The sequence below is a fragment of the Pedobacter sp. UBA5917 genome (genome assembly GCF_002432345.1).
Taxonomy (GTDB): domain Bacteria; phylum Bacteroidota; class Bacteroidia; order Sphingobacteriales; family Sphingobacteriaceae; genus Pedobacter.
The window spans coordinates 1-17,323 of sequence record NZ_DJDT01000348.1; the positions used below are offsets into that span (position 1 = coordinate 1).

At 36.9% G+C, this 17,323-nt stretch carries 17 protein-coding genes; 16 read left to right on the forward strand and 1 reads right to left on the reverse strand.

What is annotated here, in order from left to right; genetic code table 11:
• The first annotated feature begins 149 nt into the window (after positions 1-149).
• From B2V92_RS24090 to B2V92_RS24155, 14 genes are all read left to right on the forward strand, one after another.
• Complete coding sequence (locus B2V92_RS24090) at positions 150-518, forward strand: BlaI/MecI/CopY family transcriptional regulator (protein ID WP_293312912.1); 369 nt, start codon at positions 150-152, stop codon at positions 516-518.
• On the forward strand, positions 515-2,074 hold the full coding sequence (locus B2V92_RS24095; protein WP_293312914.1) for an N-acetylmuramoyl-L-alanine amidase: 1,560 nt from the start codon (positions 515-517) through the stop codon (positions 2,072-2,074). Before B2V92_RS24090 ends, B2V92_RS24095 begins: the two co-directional genes overlap by 4 nt.
• An 11-nt stretch (positions 2,075-2,085) precedes the next feature.
• Positions 2,086-4,239: a M56 family metallopeptidase gene (locus tag B2V92_RS24100; RefSeq protein WP_293312916.1), complete on the forward strand. Its 2,154-nt coding sequence runs from the start codon at positions 2,086-2,088 to the stop codon at positions 4,237-4,239.
• A 23-nt stretch (positions 4,240-4,262) separates the two neighbouring features.
• The gene (locus B2V92_RS24105) at positions 4,263-6,638 is read left to right on the forward strand and encodes an outer membrane beta-barrel protein (RefSeq protein ID WP_293312917.1); all 2,376 of its coding nucleotides are present in this window, start codon (positions 4,263-4,265) and stop codon (positions 6,636-6,638) included.
• Between the two features lie 270 nt (positions 6,639-6,908).
• On the forward strand, positions 6,909-7,496 hold the full coding sequence (locus B2V92_RS24110; RefSeq protein ID WP_293312919.1) for a hypothetical protein: 588 nt from the start codon (positions 6,909-6,911) through the stop codon (positions 7,494-7,496).
• Between the two features lie 77 nt (positions 7,497-7,573).
• Positions 7,574-8,329, forward strand: a complete 756-nt coding sequence (locus B2V92_RS24115; RefSeq protein ID WP_293312921.1) for a hypothetical protein — start codon at positions 7,574-7,576, stop codon at positions 8,327-8,329.
• Between the two features lie 34 nt (positions 8,330-8,363).
• Positions 8,364-8,594 carry a hypothetical protein gene (locus B2V92_RS24120; RefSeq protein ID WP_293312922.1) on the forward strand — a complete coding sequence of 77 codons (231 nt, stop codon included), beginning with the start codon at positions 8,364-8,366 and terminating at the stop codon, positions 8,592-8,594.
• 179 nt (positions 8,595-8,773) lie between these two features.
• Entirely contained in the window at positions 8,774-9,253 is a 480-nt protein-coding gene (locus tag B2V92_RS24125; protein WP_293312924.1) for a hypothetical protein, read from the forward strand.
• Between the two features lie 93 nt (positions 9,254-9,346).
• Positions 9,347-9,784 (forward strand): hypothetical protein, encoded by a 438-nt coding sequence (locus B2V92_RS24130; RefSeq protein ID WP_293312926.1) that lies wholly within the window; start codon positions 9,347-9,349, stop codon positions 9,782-9,784.
• Between the two features lie 6 nt (positions 9,785-9,790).
• Entirely contained in the window at positions 9,791-10,342 is a 552-nt protein-coding gene (locus B2V92_RS24135) for a hypothetical protein (RefSeq protein WP_293312928.1), read from the forward strand.
• Between the two features lie 76 nt (positions 10,343-10,418).
• Positions 10,419-10,838, forward strand: a complete 420-nt coding sequence (locus tag B2V92_RS24140; protein WP_293312930.1) for a hypothetical protein — start codon at positions 10,419-10,421, stop codon at positions 10,836-10,838.
• 13 nt (positions 10,839-10,851) lie between these two features.
• Positions 10,852-11,304, forward strand: a complete 453-nt coding sequence (locus B2V92_RS24145) for a hypothetical protein (protein WP_293312932.1) — start codon at positions 10,852-10,854, stop codon at positions 11,302-11,304.
• Between the two features lie 33 nt (positions 11,305-11,337).
• The gene (locus B2V92_RS24150; RefSeq protein WP_293312933.1) at positions 11,338-11,598 is read left to right on the forward strand and encodes a hypothetical protein; all 261 of its coding nucleotides are present in this window, start codon (positions 11,338-11,340) and stop codon (positions 11,596-11,598) included.
• A gap of 692 nt (positions 11,599-12,290) precedes the next feature.
• Positions 12,291-12,701 (forward strand): hypothetical protein, encoded by a 411-nt coding sequence (locus B2V92_RS24155; protein WP_293312935.1) that lies wholly within the window; start codon positions 12,291-12,293, stop codon positions 12,699-12,701.
• Between the two features lie 141 nt (positions 12,702-12,842).
• On the opposite strand, the gene B2V92_RS24160 is transcribed toward B2V92_RS24155, so the two are convergent.
• Complete coding sequence (locus tag B2V92_RS24160; RefSeq protein ID WP_293312937.1) at positions 12,843-13,973, reverse strand: BamA/TamA family outer membrane protein; 1,131 nt, start codon at positions 13,971-13,973, stop codon at positions 12,843-12,845.
• Between the two features lie 780 nt (positions 13,974-14,753).
• Between B2V92_RS24160 and B2V92_RS24165 the strand changes: the two genes are divergently transcribed.
• Both B2V92_RS24165 and B2V92_RS24170 read left to right on the forward strand, forming a co-directional pair.
• Positions 14,754-15,734, forward strand: a complete 981-nt coding sequence (locus tag B2V92_RS24165) for a deoxyhypusine synthase family protein (protein ID WP_047798874.1) — start codon at positions 14,754-14,756, stop codon at positions 15,732-15,734.
• Between the two features lie 255 nt (positions 15,735-15,989).
• Positions 15,990-17,282: a c-type cytochrome gene (locus B2V92_RS24170; protein WP_293312940.1), complete on the forward strand. Its 1,293-nt coding sequence runs from the start codon at positions 15,990-15,992 to the stop codon at positions 17,280-17,282.
• The last annotated feature ends 41 nt before the right edge of the window (positions 17,283-17,323 follow it).

Here is a 17,323-nt window from a genome sequence, read left to right on the forward strand (position 1 = left end):
TCATCCTGAATGCAATGAAGGATCTTTAAATCAGTAACTTAATAATTTTATTTAATTGATATTCAGTGTTTTGTATTTTTAAACTGATTTTTCAGTAATATAACTTGTTTTATAGTTTTGAAACTGAAAAATAAGTTATAGATTTGGGTATGGAAGAATTAACCAAAGCAGAAGAGCGTATTATGCAGGTTTTATGGAAACTGCAAAAGGCATTTGTAAAAGATATTATTGATGAACTGGATGATGAACCCAAGCCTCCTTACAATACCATTTCATCAATTGTTAGGCTTTTGGAGAAGAAAGGTTATGTTAACTATAAGGCTTACGGCAAAACCTACGAATACTTTCCGGCCATTGGTAAAGATGAATACGCCAAAACCACATTCTCCAAATTATTTGCGGGTTATTTCGATAATTCCCCTACCAGCCTTTTATCATTTATGGTAAAAGAAGAAAAATTAAGTGAAAAAGATATAGAAGAAATTAAAAACATCATTAACCAGGATTCGAAATCATGATTTTAATCTATCTGTTAAAGGTTTCGGCCTGTACGTTTGTATTTTTTGCTGCTTACCAGCTTTTATTGGCTAAACGCACGTTTTTTAACCTTAACCGTGTTTATCTGCTGTTAACGCTGGTATTTAGTTTTACAATTCCGGCAATCACCATCGAAAACAGGCACGAAGTGGTGGTGCACAACCAGGAAGTTCCTTTAAAGATAGGGTATAATAACGATGGTTTTGCAGAAAAGGATTACGTAGATGATGGAAAAGCCAATTTTAATACCATAAACTGGAACCAGCTTCTGCTGTATGCTTACTGTTTTATTTTGGCTGTTCTGGTTTTTAGGATGCTATTGATGATGTTGCACATTAAGCTGCAATTGCGTAAACATACGCTAAATGTAAATGGTGCAGTTGTTTTGGTTGATGGACAATCGACCATTAAAAACTGTTCTTTTTTTAACCGGATTATTGTCGATTCTTCCTTAAAAGCCGATCAAAGGCAATTGGTTATCAAACACGAATCTGTTCATGTGCAACAATTGCATGCCGTTGATAAGCTTTTGGTCAATTTAATAACTGCAATCCTTTGGTTCAATCCTATTATTTATTTCTGGCGCAACGCAATCGATCATAACCACGAATTTTTGGCCGATCGGCAAACTGCCAGGGTTGCAGATAAAAAAGAATACGCTTCATTACTTTTAAATCTGGCCGTGCCTTCTAAAAATATTGCTGTCAATAGTTTTAGTAAACTCCCACTAAAAAACAGGATCATGATGATGTACAAAGAACCCGATTTAAAGTATCAAAAGCTTGCTTATCTGGCAATATTACCGGTTTTATTAATCTGTTGTATGGCTTTTATCAACCGGAAAGAAATTACTGTAGAGAAAACAATTGGTCAAAATCAGCCTTCTGCCGATGCCGCTCAAGCACCAAATGTATATGCCATGAATTATTTAAACAGCAGCATAAAAGTTAACCCAAATGCAAGGGCTGCTTTTAAAGAGGTGAAACCTACTTTAATTATCGATGCCGGACATGGCGGAAAAGATGATGCATCAACTGCCCTGGACGGGCAAAAAGAAAAAGACCTGAATTTAAGGGCAGTAAAAATATTGGCTGAAGAAGCCGCCAAAAGAGGCATTAAGGTAATATTAACAAGAAAAGACGATCAGTTTTTATCCCTGCGCGATCGTTTGCCAAAACAGGAAGCTACTGCATTTATTTCCATCCACCACAATACCGCATCTTCAGCTGCTGTAGCGCCTTTCGGGGGGATAGAAGTTTATGTTTCTAAGCTTAACCCTAACATCAGAATTAATGAAGAATTGGGAGCCGGTATCTTAAATCGGTTAAAACAGCAAAATGGTTTGGCAGTGAAAGAATCTTTAAAAGATGCAAGTCTTTTATTGTTGAGGGAATCGAAAGTGCCTGAGGTTTTAATCGAAATGGGAAATGTATCGGATGTAAAAACGCTGGATTATATCAACCGGGAAAAGAATATCAGGAAAATCAGTAACCTGATTCTGGATGGCTTTGTACAGTTCTCAAAACGCGGATGCTAAATAATCTGACTATGGAAAGCTTAATCTATCTGCTTAAAGTTACTGCCTGTACGGTACTGTTTTTTGGTTTTTACCTGCTGTTTTTACGAAAACTCACTTTCTTTAAAATCAACCGGTTTTACCTGCTGGTTACGCTGTTACTAAGTTTTATAATTCCAACACTACAGCTTGAGCTGAGGCGCGAAATAGCAGTGGTAGAAGAGGTTGCTGCAGAAATACCCGAAATAAAGCCTGTTAGCCCTGCTCCGGTTCAGTTTATCCAGCCGGTAATGGTTAAGGATGATCAGCAGGTTGTACATCGCATAGATTGGTCGGCATTGGCTTCTTATATTTATGTTGGTATCGCTTTGCTTTTATTGCTCATCAGCCTATGGCGGGTATTGGGTTTGCTTAAACATACGAGGGGATATACCAAAAATAGCGATGGTTTAAAGCTGATACCCAAAACAGAAGGCTTTACCAACTGCTCTTTTTTTTATTATGTTTTTATAGATGGTGCTGCTTTAAGTGCTACCGATTTATCTGTTCTGCTCAAACACGAGCAGGTACATGCCAGGCAACTCCATTCCATAGATAAAATTATCCTGATGGTTTTTAAATCCATCTTATGGTTTAACCCTATTGTTTACCTGTACGATAAAGCTTTGGAACAGGTGCACGAATATGAGGCTGATGAAATTACCTCTGGCGATTTCGGGAACCAGGCTTACGCCAATCTTTTATTAAAACTGGCCATCAGTAAAAGCGATATGCCCCTGGTGCACAACTTTGTTAAAAGCCCGATTAAGGCCCGGATTAAAATGTTGTTCGACTCAAAATCTAAAAACATGAAAAAATTAATGTATTTATTGGCTTTGCCGGTTGCTTTGGGCCTGTTCTGGTTATTTGCCATACAGGTGGTATATGCACAGCAGATAAAAGAAGGAAAGAAACCAGCAAAAGATTTTTATGAGGGGACCTTAAAAGGAAAAGTCCTTAAAATTGAAAAAACCACGATGGGTGGTTATACCATTAATTTATTATCTAATGGCGAAATTTACCCCATTTATGCAGCCGATTTTAAAGATAAAATCAAAATTGGCGATGAGCTTGTAACTTACATCAGCAGTAAAGTACTTGGTATGAAAACCATGGATAAAAAGGGTAAAGTAATTGCTGAATTGCATGGACCTGTGTACATTCCAAACAAAATCACAAACTCGGACGGAACGCTGATTTTTGAGGAAAAAATAGAAAACTATCCCTTTTTGTACGAAGCGAATAAAGCCCGTTCTGCCCTTACAAGAATTAAAGCGATAGAAAAATCGGGCAATAATAAGATCGAAAAAATTGTACTGAACAACGGTACGTATACCATAAATTTAGATTTAAGGGGCCAGCATATTACAGATAAAAACTTTAAAGTGGGAGACCGTGTACTGGCTAAATTTATCGGCGAAAAACTGGTTTCGAAAAATACCTATACAACAGATAAAATGATTGTGCTGTATTCGCAGCCCAAAAAATACCTGATCAAAAACGCAGCGCTTTATAACCGTTTTTATCTTATCGATGGGAAACAGAAAATGGTTGCCGTAAAAGATGAGCCGGTTGTGCTTTCAGAAGCAGCCAGTCCAAAAATTATTTCATTTTCCAAAATAACAGGGGATGTAAGAAATAAGACTACTTACATGAATGATGCAGTGATGGATTTTCTAAATTATAAACTGGAAGCAAAGAACATTGAGTTTGATCAGGTTAATAACAGGGTAATAGCCAAAGATGGTATTCTTAAAAGTTTGGATGGCCGGTCAATAACAACGGCCAGTTCATTTGATTTAGACCTCAATAAAGGTGTTTTTAAGATGGGGCATGGAAAGGGTGAGTTATGGGCAGATAATTTAACCAATGCCGACCATAAAAAGGAGGATTTGTCAAATGCAAAAGATAAAGTAGAATACAAGGCACTTGATTCGGTTAGATTTAGCAAAGATAAATCGATTGTATATTTATTTGGCAATGCAGAATTACGCTATAACAAACTGGTTGTTAACGGAAGAAAAATCACTTATAATAAAAATAATAATACGGTACTGGTAAATGATGCAACCATGATATCGGACGATAATAAGGAAGTTAAAAAAGAAGTTTTATACTTCAATCTAAAAACAGCTGAAACCCATTAATAGGTTTTGCTTTAAATCGTTAAATGTTCAGATCTCTTTTTTTTCTGATTGCTTTTTTTTCTGTTTTATCTTCGAAAGCGCAGTTTAATCTTTCAGGAAAGGTAAGCGATGAAAATGCCAAGGCTTTGCCTTTTATTACCGTTAAAATTTCGGGTGCTAACCATACGGTAAATTATACCCAAACCGATAGTTTAGGAAGATACCATTTCAATAAGTTGCCTGCCGGAAAATATTCAGTTGTTTTTTCGGCAATCGATTTTAAAAACCTAAGCCAATCATTTATCTTAAACCGTGATACTTTAATCGATATTCAGTTACAGGAAAACTTTAAAAGTTTAAACGAAGTTGAGGTAAATGGTAAAAAAGCGACGATCGAAAAAAAGATCGACCGCACTGTTTTTAATGTAGAAAATAATGTTTCTGCAATCGGAACAGATGCATTGGAATTACTCTCAAAAGTGCCCGGAGTAAGGGTTTTAAACGATAAAGTATCTTTAGTAGGCAAAGGCGGGGTTAATGTAATGATCAATGAAAAATTGGTGCCATTATCTGCAGATGAACTATCGGATTATCTAAAATCAATCCCCTCTGATCGTATCGCGAAAATTGAGGTGATTACCAATCCGCCGGCCAGGTACGACGCGCAGGGAAACAACGGACTGATCAACCTGGTGTTCAAACCAGTTACAGCCGAAGGTTTTAAAGGTTCGGTAAATACAGCTGTAACGCAGGCAAATTATTTAACCGCATCTACCGGTGGAAATTTAAGTTATCGCAAAAATAAAATTACACTTTCTTCGAATCTCAACATCAGAAAAGGGTCTATTGTTCCTTTCGAACAAAGTGCTGTTTTTTATCCCAACCAAACCTGGAATATTGTAAATAAAGACCGCAATTTCAGAACAGTACCTAGTGGGCAGATCGGGGTAGATTACCAGGTTTCAAAAAATACCTTATTTGGTTTATCGTATAATGGTGGACTAACCAATTTCCATTCGGAAGAGAACATTAAAACGAAAGTTTACAATCAAAGCAAGGGTTTAGATTCGGTGCTTAATTCTGATGCAAATGCTAAAATCAGATCGCACTATCATTCGGCCAATGTTTATTTGAAACAAGCTTTAGATTCCGCCGGAAAACAATTAACCATTAATGCCGATTGGTTTAAATATAGTGATGATAAGAGCAGGTTTTTTAACAATATCAGCTATTTTCAAAACGGAGATATGATTCCAAATTCCTTTGCCGAATACCTGTCAACCAGTAAACAAAGCATCGATTTGTATACTTTAAAAGCAGATGTGGATCTTCCCTATAAAACCTTTAAATTATCCTTGGGTGCAAAACTGAGCCTTATCAGTAATCAGAGTGATCTGGCTTTTTACAGATCGCGTAATAACGCTTATGAAATAGATGCTGCACAAAGCAACCTATTCAATTATCAGGAAAACACCCAGGCCCTGTATGCAAATTTTAATAAAACGATAAAGAAATGGGATTTTCAAGTAGGATTAAGGGGCGAATACACACAGGTTGATGGAATTTCGGTTAATGAACAGCATAAAAGCGAATATTTCCGTCTTTTTCCAACGTTGTACATCGTTTATAGGGCAAATGATAAAAATACTTTTTCGCTAAACTATGGCCGTCGGATTAACCGTCCGCCGTACCGTAAACTTAATCCTTTTAGGTGGTACAGCAATCAATTTGCCTACGCCGAAGGTAATCCGTTTTTGCAGCCATCTTATAACGATAATATCGAGCTTTCGCATAGTTATGATAGGTACAGCACTTCACTATCTTTCAGTAAAACCACAAACGGATTTAATGATGTCAATTTTATTGACGCGCTTACAAATATCCAGGCCTCTAAACCGGTTAATTTTATAACAGGTTATCATTATCAACTGAGCAATGCCATTAGCCTTAATGTGGTAAAGGGCTGGGAAAGCATTAATCAACTGGATGTTTTTTACAATGCCTCCCATTCCAATATCGCCCAAACCCTTGGCAGTTTAAATGGATTTGGCGCCTATTTTTCTACCCTTAACCAGTTTGTTTTTAACCCATCGAAAACCGTTTTGGGTGAGGTAAGTTTCTGGTACCAGTTTCCAACTGTTGATGGACTGAATAAAAATAAAAACCAGTATAACCTCGATCTGGGTATTAAGGCTCTACTGCTTAATAAAAAAATACAATTGGCCATTACCGCAAGTGATATTTTGAAAACAAACCGGTACCGTTTTAGCAGTCTGGTTAATCACATCAGGCAGGATTATAATAACTATTACGATAGCCGCCAGCTGCGGGTTACACTCCGTTACAACTTTGGCAACGAAAAAATTAAACAACAGGATAGGAAACCGGGCAATGAAGAGGAGCGGAGGAGGAATAATTAGGGATGGAAGATGGAAAATGGAAGATGGAAAATGGATGATGGAAGAGGGAAAATGGATGATGTAAGAGGCATAGCATTTGGCGATAAGTGCAGGAGTATTGTTTGATCGGCATTGTTCTGTCTCCGTGGCAGTATTATTTGCTTAAAGATTGCCTGTTTTCATGGTTCGTTTAATTTAAAGGCAAAATTACATAGGGTTGAGCACTAATACTTGTGTTAGGTAAGGGAAATGTTGTAGATTTATAAGGCTCACTCAATCCGGGATAACCATATGGTAAACCAAAAAACACTATTTCTTTTCATAATTCTAATTGGCAGCTTTATTCAATCACAGGGAAAAGGGAAAACTGATTTTATCAATTTTTATAACGCCTATACCATTGATTTTGATTCCCTGCTAACGGGTATTGATCATAAAATTACTAATGATTGGGAGCCATTAGGCAGATTATTGGCTATTGAAGATTTTATGTTGATATATAATCATCCAAAAATGTACCTTGAGGATATTAAAAGAAATATGGGGGATAAAAGCCTAAGTGAATCTAAAAAAATGATTTGCATCATTGGAATTCAGAAACTCGAATTGAATGAATATCTTGAAGTATCAGAATATTGTTTGGAACTGGTTAATCTGGGCAACCTCAGCGAGAGGGTTTTTTACTTTATGATTTTCCCTCCTTCATGGAATACGGATATGAGATTTGCCGAAAATTACAAATTAGCCGGCGTTCAAATATTTTTGAAAAAAGTAATCCATAATAAGAACCTTCCCTGGCGAAAATCAATTAAGAGAATTGCAAGCGGACGAATGTTAAGGGATAGATTAAGAATGATTAAGCAAGGTTGGAAGCCTTAACTTGGAGTTTCATTAAGTTAATATCACAGATTATTGGCAGGACAATGGCAACACAATCATATTCAAAAGGGATTAATATGAGAAATATCTTCTTAATCTGTATTCTTTTTACTTTAGGTAAAAGCTTAAAGGCGAGTAGCTTAAAAACAATATCTAATGATGAGAAAAAGATTGATAGTGCTGGCATTATCAACGCCCTCTACAAAGGTTTTAAAGTTGTTCCTTCTCTAAATGGAAGTGCATTTAATTATAAATATACTTATACAGCTAAGAGCAAGGCCATAAAAGTTTTCTGTACAAAGAAAATCGGTAACATCAACATCGCATATAATATTGAACTAAAAGATACTAAAGGGATTTTTAACAAGAATAGTTTTTTCATAGGTGATGATTATAGATATGTTAACAGTTTTTTTATGCTCGATGGTGTAAAATTATCTCTCGGTAAAGTACATGCCCTAAACATTGGAGAAGATTTTTTAAGGCAGTTTAGTAATGTTTGGAGTGGTGATAAATCTTCACCCTTTATTAAGCTTTATAGTACCGGGAAGAGAAAAATCTTTTTAATAAAAGGTATAAATCCCTTTTGTAATGGACATAACTGTAGTAGCTATGTGGTTTATATATTGCAAAAAGAAGGTAAAATGTGTAGTGTACATCCTTTGTACTTTGATGGTACAAATCATCCTTACGATTTTAATAATCTCAAATTATTTTACAGTCCGGATGATGCTAATCTATCGATTCTGGTGCCTAAGGGTAGTGGTTCCGTAAAATCAAAGGCTGATGTTAATGTCTTTAAAATTTATCTTAATGATATTGGGCTCAAATAAAAGATTAATTGGGTTAATAATTACGAAGATTAAGATGGATCTAAATAAAATAAATACACTCCTTTTTGAAACTTTGGACAGTATAGCTGCAATCGGGACATCCAAAGTATCAATGTTCGATAAAAAAGATAAATATAGCTACATGCCTTTTTTTAGGTTTAAGTTTAAAAACAAAAAGAAAGACGATAAAATTTATAAAGACATTGAGGTTGTAATTAACAGCTTTAAAGGGAATGTTAAATGGGGACTGACAACTAAGCTTTAAAGTGAAAACTTCATCATATCGCCAATTATTAGCGGGCCAAAAGAAGATGATACACACTGGAGCGTAAAGGAGCAGTTTATTTCATTATATGGAGCGCATCATTATCAGAAAAAAATAGATGAGTGTTTTGATGATATCCCAAAATTGGCTAAAGCTATTGGTAATTTTAAATGATATTAATGATGAAGAATATATTGATGGTTATTTTGTTAATAACAACTTATTGCAGCACCCGGGCACAGGAAAAAAAGCCTGTTTCGTACATTACGAATAATGCATTGATCGGTGTTTGGCAGAAAGGCAGCAAAATTGTAGGAAGTGGAATTGATCAGCATTTTGTATTTAGCAAAGATGGTAGGTTTATCCTCAATCTGTACAGCGAAGGTGATGATGCAAGAAGCCTTATCAGGTTGAAAGGTAAATATCGACTGGTTAAGGATGAATTGTATCTTACTATACTTTCAAAGGTTTTTGTTGAAGGAGAATTGGAAATCGGAAGTGAAGCCATAACATCCAGCCTGTTGCAGTTTGGGACTAATTCAAAGATCAGGGAAGTGAAGGTACCCAATCCAAAAGAAATTTCTGATCCATGTTATATTACGGTTATCTCCCGTACCAATATTAAACTCAATAATCAGGTGTATTATAAGATAAAATAATCATTTGCAGCCTTATTAATTAAAGCCCTATATGTCGCAAATCTTCGTAAACTGATTTACATACCTAACCTCTTTTACATTACAATAACCTCCATGAAAAATGTTCTCTATTTTTTAGCAGCTCTAATTATTGTATCAGTTGGATTGTATTACCTCGATTGGAATCGGAACAGGCTAAACAACTTAGCCTTCGAAAATTTGAACCTGCAATTAACAGGAGTTGTTTATAAACTCGATAAGGTGAGCAGTTTTAATGGTTTTGGTATTGCCAACCTTAGGATATTGAAATCAAACATTAAAATGTACGATCCGCGCCAAAAGGATAATTATTATTGTATGGTTAAGAGTGGGAAGGTTGAGATATATGACATACATGTTAGCGCAATGTCAATAGGAGATACCATAAAAATTGATACTAGGAAGAAAGTAATTTATTACCTAAATGCTGGTAAAAAAGAAGAAGGAAGTACTATTGTGAATACAGATGATGGTTTTTATCATTATATTAAAAAGTATCATCAGAAAATTTAGACTTTAATGAACAAATCAAGAGAAAATTTACCAAAGTCGGTAATTAAAGGTAGTGGATTCATTAACACTGATCTGGAATTTCGGGATAGTGGTGATACAATAATGTTTTTAAGCCCACAATGTGTCGTAATAGGTTTTGAAGGATTACCCCATACATTATTTTCTACACCGGATTTTGACAGCGTACAAATACCGGATATACTACAGGAAAAAATTTATCAAGTAAGAAAAATTATTCTGAAGAAAACGTTTTCTGATGAAGCACTGAAAGAGGGAATTTTTTTTGATATTCCAAATTGGCTCATTGGTTTTGATGCTCTTGAATGTATCGATTTTGATGGGGTGAACCTGGATCATTTAAGCATTTTAAAAAACCTTTCTATAAAACATTTAATTCTTCATAATACATCATTCAGTAGTAAAGAAAAAATTAAAGCTACTTTTAGTAGCTTTAAAAAGTTAACGAAAATTGATTGTGATCAGTCTTTTTACGCCCATTTTGGGAATGATTTGAAAACACTAAATTTAAATATAACGCTTATAGCACCGGAAGGATAAGTTCTTGGGCTTAACTGATTTGGCTTTCCTACATTGTTCTGAAAAGCACGTTAAAATCAGTATAAATTTGATCTATATGGAGTATTTTAAAGTAATGGTAACGGTGGCTGAGGAAGGTTTGATCTGGAAGCTTTTAACAGAAACAGAACTTGCCCCAGATCATGTGGCCTTGCAATACCTATCTAGCGAAATAAATATCACTGAATGGAAAAATAGATATTTAAATCTTTACAACAAGTGGCTGAAAAATGAAGACGACCGTATGTGCCAAATTACTGATCCTATCAACATGGAAATGATCAATGCATTGGTGGAGGTAAATAGTAAGGTTAGTGACTTTAAGCTATATTATTGGTTTGATGTTGACCGGGATAAATATCCGGATTACACCTGGAAAAAATGCCCCTTATCAAATTCTGACTTAGTTGTTTTGCCGGAAAATCTTCATGAAAATAACCGAAAAGTTTCTTTGATGTTTCCGTTGGTATTTCCTTAAACTAGATATCTATATGAATCGTTATAAAAATTTATTTTACGCTTTGGTAATGATATTAATGTCCTGCTCGTCGAAACCTGAAATTTACAGCAGCATATGCGGGAAAGATAAAACATATCAAAAGGTAGAAATGGATAATCTTTTGGTCAATATCAGTTACTATGATGGTAAATATGTAGAGCTTAGGGGCAAATATCGATCGGGATTTGAAGAATCTGCGCTGTATGGAAAAGGATTTTACAGCAATTCCGAAAATGCGTTATGGGTTGAATTTGATGCTTTCATACTAAAATGTCCTCTGATATCCTCTGTAAATAAGACTAATCTTTTTGGCAAAGAGGAAAGTTTCAAAAATATGTTCAATAGAACTGTAATGTTGCATGGAAGAATCGATGCTGAACATCAAGGGCATTTGTCTGGGTATAAAGCCACAATAAGGGATATAACTTTAGTTGTTATTGAGTGATTAGTGATATTACATTATTTTTCATTTTTATTTATGATTAGATATTGGTTTGAGTTTAAAAATTATCCTAAAGTACCACCAGGAACGAGAATGGGATGCGGTGTAACTGCTTTTGATTATGAAGATGCCTTAGCTATGCTTAAAGAAAAGGTTTTTAATGGTGGAAATCTGGCTCATATTATTTGTACAAAGGAAAACATTGATATATCTACTTTAGATGCCAACCATGTTTTGCCAAATATTGGATTAGCTAATAAACGTGGGATTTGGTTTCCCCCTGGGTATGATTATTGACAGGGTTAAAAATTAGCGTCATCTCGACCGAAACGCAGTGGAGATCTATATTGAAAGAGATTTAGCCTCGCTGAGCCTTCGGGTTCTCGACTGCGTTGCACTCCGCTCGAAATGGCGATCGCGTAAGATCCTTCGACTACGCTCAGGATGACAAACCTTGGTCGTGTAGTGATTAAGATGCATTCTCCGTGCTTTCCGTGTCTCCGTGGCAAATAATAATATCTGTGTTTAAAGATCTTTCACTGCGTTCAGGATGACAGCATGAAATACCCCATCATCCCTTTTCCATCTCCCATTTTCCATCCTTTAAAACCACTAATCTGGCGCAAGTCTTCGTGGTTAGGGCAAATGGGGCGGGAGACTTGTGCCTTTAAAGCTAAGACTCGCGTTGCATAAGAAGCAAATTATGACAAAATTTGGCAAGAATGCAAAGATCTTTGCTGCAGATTTCCCCGCTCCCGAATATTCGGAACAGGTTACGGTCGAAATGATGACCACTCGCATTTCGATACATTTTCATTCCATCGTCCATTTTACACCTTCCATAAAAGAATCTTCCGGCTAGTCTCAGAATTGACAATTGTAGGAGAGAGAATTTAGCTAAGTGTTGTCCATGTTTTCCGTGACAATAAAATTATCTTTGATCAAATCTTTAGTTCTGAATTACCATAAAGCTTAATCAATAAGAAAATATGAAAAGAATCATCATCATCTTTTTTAGTGTTCTGCTCCTACATCACCAATCGAAAGCCCAAAATTCCAGATTAACAGCTGTAAAAGTAGAATGGGAGGATTTTTTTACCACGACTTTTGTTGCAGTTAATTGTGATGTGTTTCATCGTACTTTCAGTAATACGATTGAAACGATAAATTTTATTAAGCAAAGCGACTTAAATAAGCTGAGCACGATGACGAAAGGTTTTATTGCTGCCGATGAAAAAAATATAGATGTTAGAGGAACAATCACATTTATTTACGGTAAAATAAAAGTTAAGTATTGTTTCGATCAATTTGGTTTGTTTACAGATAACCAAAAGTTTTATTACAATAAGACGTTAATGGCTTTTATTGAGAAAAAGCTTTATCCCAGAGGTTTTTATTGATGATTTTATTTAGAGGAGTTTCCTTGTTTTCTTTGTCTCCGTGGCAAATAATAATATCTGTGCTTAAAGATCCTTCACTGCGTTCAGGATGACAACAGGAAGAACCCCATCATCCCTTTTCCATCTCACATTTTCCATCCTTTAAAACGCTTCTGCTAAACTGATGTAAAATCCTGCCTGGCGTTTTTCATTTGGTAGTTTTTCGCCCATACCATAATCTAAACGAACGCTTAAACCTTTAGCAGGGTCGAAAAAGTAACGGCCGCCAACGCCAAAGTTTGGTTTTAAGCCATCTCCGTTAAACTGGCCATTTGCAAATACTTTACCTGTTCCGGCAAAAGCTACAATACCAAAACGGTTCATAAAGCGGTAGCGGAGTTCGGCCTGTGCAGCCATCAGATTTTCGTCGCGGTAGCGGCCGCTGTAATAACCACGCATCATCTGGTCGTTACCCAATTGTTGCAGTAAATAAAATGGCGTGCTTTTGCTCTGAATGGTATAAAATATTCCCTGTACACCCAGAACCACTTTTGGTGCCAGGCTAAAGAAACCGCGAAGGTCTAACTTAATCTGCGAGCCATTAAAACTTTCGCCCCCAAAAAAATCAGGTGCGTATTGATAAGTGGCCCTTCCAAAAAAACCTTTCGTTGGGTAATTATTGCTGTTGCGCGTATCGTAACTCTGCGATGCACCGATCCAGGCTACCGAGCCACCTTCTTTATCCAAAATACCTGGGTTGGTGGTAAAAATGCCTCCAGGAACTTTGTCGATAAAATGATAATTCTCAAAACCTAACGAAACACCAGTGTAGGCTTTGGGCAAAGTATTCATTTCTGCATCGAAAAGTGTTTTAAAAACCCTTTGGTCTAATTTATCTTCATCTGCCTTTTTAGCGTTGTTACCAATGCCATAAAAATTGAATGGCTGGTTTTTGAAACGGATATCGCCAATAAAATGATATTTGTTCCCTTTCGTCCACATATCGCCCTTAAGCATAAAGTTAGCCGTCTTTTTGGTAGAGTAGGTGGTGTTCAAAGCAAAATTGGAGCTGCGGTTCAACGTATCTTTACGATCGATATAAAATGAATAGATGGCACCCACACCAAATTCAAATCCGGTTTCCTGACTATAGCCAAAGGCCGGCAGCGGTAAAAAACTGGCTTTACGGGTAGTATCTTTTTCGTTAGAGAGCATTTTCCTGATCAGTTTCATCTGTGCAAAAGAACTTCCAGAAACAAACGCAAGTAAAATAATTAGATAATATTTTTTCATCAGCGCAAAGAAAAGGAAATTTAGTAATATGTTGGTTAACTGGTTAATTGTTTAATCGGTTAATTGTATATAACGACTTCCAACTCCAAACACAATAATGTTCACTGGTCATTTGTTTATTGGTTAGCATAGGGCTTAATATTGTTTTATTGTTGGATTGCTTAATTGTTAACTGCTAATTGAGAACTGTATTATTGGTTAACTGGTTAATTGTGTCTGGCTACTCCCAACTCCAAAAACCCAAGCCGTCATTTCGAGCGGAGTGCAACGCAGTCGAGAACCACGAAGTGCTCAGCGAAGCTAAATCTACCCCGAGAATACTTTTAATTTAGATCTCTCCCTGCCCGAAGCAGGCGGGCATTCCGCTGCGCTTCAGTCGAGATGACGAGCCGTTTTATTAGTCTGCCATGCTCTGGTCAATATAACGATCGCTAGGATTCGAAGCAATGCCTGCCGCCATCTAAACCGGATTGAAGGGAAAAGCCCACAGGTGAGGTACGAGCCGAGGACTTGTACCGCAAAGCCGGACTACCTTTATAATAAATGCAACTGCAACTGCTTTTCAAATAAAAACAGATATTCATGATTGTTCTGCATGAAAGATCCTGAAATAAATTCAGGATGACGATTGCAAAGTTATACAGTAATAATTTGTACTGCTTAATTGGCGCTATGCCCTCAGCGCCATGGGCGAAACACCATGCTCCAAACGCTAATCGCTTTTACGTTTTAACCTTTCGGCCTAAATACCTATTTTTGCGGCAAACAATACAAAACGAAATGAGCAATACAAGAGGACCAATATCTCAGTTTATGGAGCGTAATTACCTCCATTTTAATGCTGCGGCAATGATGGATGCTGCTAAAGGTTACGAAACGCATTTAGATGAGGGTGGTAAAATGATGATCACACTTGCCGGTGCAATGAGTACTGCAGAATTGGGTATTTCACTTGCAGAAATGATCCGCCAGGATAAAGTGGCCATTATTTCTTGTACTGGTGCCAACCTTGAAGAGGATATTATGAACCTGGTTGCACACTCACATTATAAACGTGTACCTAATTACCGCGATTTAAGTCCGCAGGACGAATGGGATCTTTTAGAAAACCATTACAACCGCGTTACCGATACCTGTATCCCTGAGGAGGAGGCTTTCCGCCGTTTGCAGAAACACATCCACAAAATCTGGAAAGATGCTGATGATGCTGGAGAAAGATATTTTCCGCATGAGTTTATGTACAAAATGCTTTTAAGCGGCGATTTGGAGCAATATTACGAAATCGACCCTAAAAACTCGTGGATGCTTGCTGCGGCAGAAAAGAATCTGCCAATTGTTGTACCGGGATGGGAAGATTCTACCATGGGTAACATCTTTGCTTCTTATGTAATGAAAAAGGAGTTAAAAGCCACAACAATGAAAAGCGGTATCGAATACATGGGCTGGTTAGCCGATTGGTATATTGCAAACAGTGGTGGTAAAGGAATCGGTTTCTTCCAGATTGGTGGCGGTATTGCCGGCGATTTCCCGATCTGCGTTGTACCTATGTTATATCAGGATATGGAAATGGAGAATATTCCTTTCTGGAGTTACTTCTGCCAGATCTCTGATTCGACCACTTCTTATGGTTCATATTCTGGTGCAGTACCGAATGAAAAAATCACTTGGGGTAAATTGGATATCCACACGCCTAAGTTTATTGTAGAAAGCGATGCAACAATCGTAGCACCGTTAATGTTTGCCTGGATATTAAAACAATAATCATAACATTTTAATAAACCAAATCGGTTTCTGGTATGCCCATTTGAGATTTCGTATCAAAAATGGGCATTTTTATGGCCTGAATGGCTTGAAACGACATTTGTTTAGAATGATTATAAATTGTATTTCCAGTCACTATTATGTCATGGGATTTATTAATAAGTTATACTTTTGTTCAAGTTTTGGTGGGGCTATCTGGGTTCAATCATCAATTTCACAACAAAAAGTAAATTAAATAAGTATAAAGTGTTCATTATGAGAGATATCTCGATGATTTTAAAAAGCGTTTGGAAGTCGTTATTCGTATTTTCAGCAATTTCCGTAATAGCGGTTTCTACCGTAAATGCGCAGGATGCTAAAGAGGGAAGAACGCTTTTCAAAGCAAAATGTGCTTCTTGCCATGCATTAGATCAGAAAATGGTAGGCCCTGCCTTAGCCGGCGTAAGCGATCGTCACCCTGAATCGTTCCTGTTAAAATGGATTCCGAACAATGCCGCATTAATTGCTTCAGGAGATCCTGCTGCTGTTAAATTATTTAACGATAACGGTAAAGTAGCAATGACTACCTTCCCTGAGTTAGATGAGGCAAAAGTAAAAGATATCTTAGCATACATTAAAGAAGGTGAGCCTAAAGCAGCTACCCCGGCAGGTGGAGCAGCAGTAAAAGATGATTCTACTTCAGGTTTATCAATTGCGGGTATCGTTGCTATCGTAGTATTAGCTATCGTTATCCTGGTAATCTTAGGTCGTGCTTCTAAATTGCTGGAGCGTTTGATCCTTCAGAAACAAGGTATCGAGATCGAAGAAGATGTGCCATTAAAAGTTGGTGTGCGCAAAATGTTCAAAAACAAGAAGTTCGTGATGTTCTTTATCTTGTGTTTGATCATCTGCTTAGGTTCGTTCGGTTGGATGGGCATGTGGGAAACTGGTGTTCACACCGGCTATCAGCCAGTGCAGCCAATTAAGTTCTCGCACGAGCTTCACGCGGGTATCAATCAGATCGATTGCCAGTATTGCCATAACGGTGCATTCAAATCTAAAAATGCAACCATCCCTTCGTTAAACGTTTGTATGAACTGCCACAAAGCGGTACAGGCACGTGATAAATATGATGGTGAAATTTCTCCGGAGATCAAAAAAATCTATGCTTCTTTAGGATATGATCCTGAAACACAGAAATATGATGAGAGCAAAGCGAAACCAATGGAGTGGGTACGTGTACACAATCTACCTGATTTTGCTTACTTCAACCACTCTCAGCACGTAGTTGTGGCCGAAGATGCAATCCGTAAAGCAAAAGGATTACAGCCAAACGAACCTGTGTGTTTCGCTTGTCACGGTCCGGTTAATACAATGGAAGAAATTTATCAATATTCTCCGTTAACCATGAAATGGTGTATTAACTGCCATAAAGAAACAGATATTTCTGGTCAGAAAAACAATGCTTTCTACGCTAAGGTTATCGAAGCGCACGAGAAGATTAAAAAAGGCGAGAAAATCACACCAGCTTTATTGGGTGGTTTAGAGTGTGGTAAATGCCACTATTAATAGATTAGAGTTTAGTAAGAACGTTCGATAAACAGTAATAT